This window comes from Mycolicibacter icosiumassiliensis (genome assembly GCF_900078685.2).
GTDB lineage: Bacteria > Actinomycetota > Actinomycetes > Mycobacteriales > Mycobacteriaceae > Mycobacterium > Mycobacterium icosiumassiliensis.
In genome coordinates this window covers 1-1813 of sequence record NZ_LT546165.1, presented here as the reverse complement: position 1 = coordinate 1813, position 1813 = coordinate 1, and the positions used below count along the sequence as shown (strand labels likewise).

3 protein-coding genes and 1 pseudogene are annotated in these 1813 nt (G+C 69.6%); all 4 read left to right on the top strand.

The features are described from left to right. On the top strand, positions 1 to 588 hold a 588-nt coding region (locus tag BN4346_RS02555; RefSeq protein WP_154677529.1), incomplete at its 5' end, for an FAD-dependent oxidoreductase. Further along, positions 585 to 782 (top strand): sulfur carrier protein ThiS, encoded by a 198-nt coding sequence (gene thiS / locus BN4346_RS01830; protein WP_067966435.1) that lies wholly within the window; start codon positions 585 to 587, stop codon positions 780 to 782. The genes BN4346_RS02555 and thiS, both read left to right, overlap by 4 nt. Continuing rightward, positions 775 to 1536 carry a thiazole synthase gene (thiG, locus tag BN4346_RS00310; protein WP_078058382.1) on the top strand — a complete coding sequence of 254 codons (762 nt, stop codon included), beginning with the start codon at positions 775 to 777 and terminating at the stop codon, positions 1534 to 1536. Before thiS ends, thiG begins: the two co-directional genes overlap by 8 nt. Positions 1537 to 1615: 79 nt before the next feature. Continuing rightward, a pseudogene (locus BN4346_RS00200) lies at positions 1616 to 1813 on the top strand (SGNH/GDSL hydrolase family protein); the annotation flags it as partial.

Genomic DNA, 1813 nt, shown 5'->3' with positions numbered 1-1813 from the left:
GTGCGGGCGGTCGACACCCGCGCGGTGGTCACCGCCCTGGTGGATGCCTGCGAGGAACTCGGCGTGACGTGGGCCCCGCCGGTGCGTGACCTGGCCGAGGTGGCCGCCGACGACGCGGTGGTGATCGCCAACGGCATCGACGCCCCCGCGCTGTGGCCCGGCCTGCCGATCCGGCCGGTCAAGGGGGAGGTGCTGCGGCTGCGCTGGCGCAAGGGCTGCCTGCCGCCACCGCAGCGGGTGATCCGGGCCCGGGTGCACGGTCGGGCGGTCTACCTGGTGCCGCGTCCCGACGGCGTAGTGGTGGGGGCGACCCAGTACGAGCACGGCCGGGACACCGCGCCGGCGGTCTCGGGGGTGCGGGACCTGCTCGACGATGCCTGCGCGCTGGTTCCGGCGCTGGGGGAGTACGAGCTGGCCGAATGCGCCGCGGGCCTGCGGCCGATGACGCCGGACAACCTGCCGCTGGTGCACCGCCTCGACGACCGAACCTATGTCGCTGCCGGGCACGGCCGCAATGGGTTCCTGCTGGCGCCGTGGACCGCCGAACAGGTTGTGTCCGAACTACTTCCGGTGGGAGTACAGCAATGATCATTAATGTCAATCAGAAGCAGGTGGAAGTGGCTGACGCGACTACGGTTGCGACGCTGCTGGCCTCGATGGGGTATCCCGACCGCGGTATCGCGGTGGCCGTGGACCAAGCGGTGCTGCCGAAATCGCGGTGGTCCACCGCGCTGTCCGACGGTGCCTGTCTCGATGTGGTGACGGCGGTGCAAGGTGGTTGACGAGGCAAAACTGACCATCGCCGGGCGGGAGTTCAGCTCCCGGCTCATCATGGGAACCGGTGGGGCACAGAGCTTGACATCGCTGGAAGAGGCGTTGGTGGCTTCTGGCACCGAGCTGACCACGGTCGCGATGCGCCGCGTCGACGCCGAAGGTGGCACCGGCATGCTGGATCTGCTGAGTCGGCTGGGGATCACGCCGCTGCCCAACACCGCCGGCTGCCGCAGTGCTGCTGAAGCGGTGCTGACCGCCCAGTTGGCGCGCGAGGCGCTCGGTACCGAATGGGTCAAGCTGGAGGTGATCGGCGACGAGCGCACCCTGTTGCCCGACGGCATCGAATTGGTCCGTGCCGCCGAACAATTGGTCGACGACGGGTTCGTGGTGCTGCCCTACACCAATGACGATCCGGTGCTGGCTCGCCGGCTCGAGGATGTCGGATGCGCGGCCGTGATGCCGCTGGGCTCACCGATCGGCACCGGGCTGGGCATCGCCAACCCGCACAGCATCGAGATGATCGTTGCCGCTGCTGGGGTGCCGGTGGTGCTCGACGCGGGCATTGGCACCGCCAGCGATGCCGCGCTGGCAATGGAACTGGGATGCGATGCGGTGCTGCTGGCCACCGCGGTGACGCGGGCGGCCGACCCGCCGGCGATGGCGACGGCCATGGCGGCCGCTGTCACCGCTGGATACCTGGCCCGCCGCGCCGGACGGATCCCGAAGCGGTTCTGGGCGCAGGCGTCCAGCCCGGACCTGTGATGCCCCGCGAGTGTGAACGTCACGACGCTGCCGCGGCATGTCGCGTCGTCAGATTCACACTCGGCATGGGCGGTTGGCGGTGAATCGCTATGTCGCCCTGGGGAGTTCGATGGCAGCCGGCCCTGGAATCCGGCCTCGTGTCGCTGACGCGCCCCGGGCGTCGGGTCGATCGGCGCACAATTACCCGCACTTGGTCGCCCACGCGCTGAACCTCGATCTGGTTGACGTCACATTCTCCGGCGCCACCACCGCCCATCTGTGCAGCGAACGCCAACAC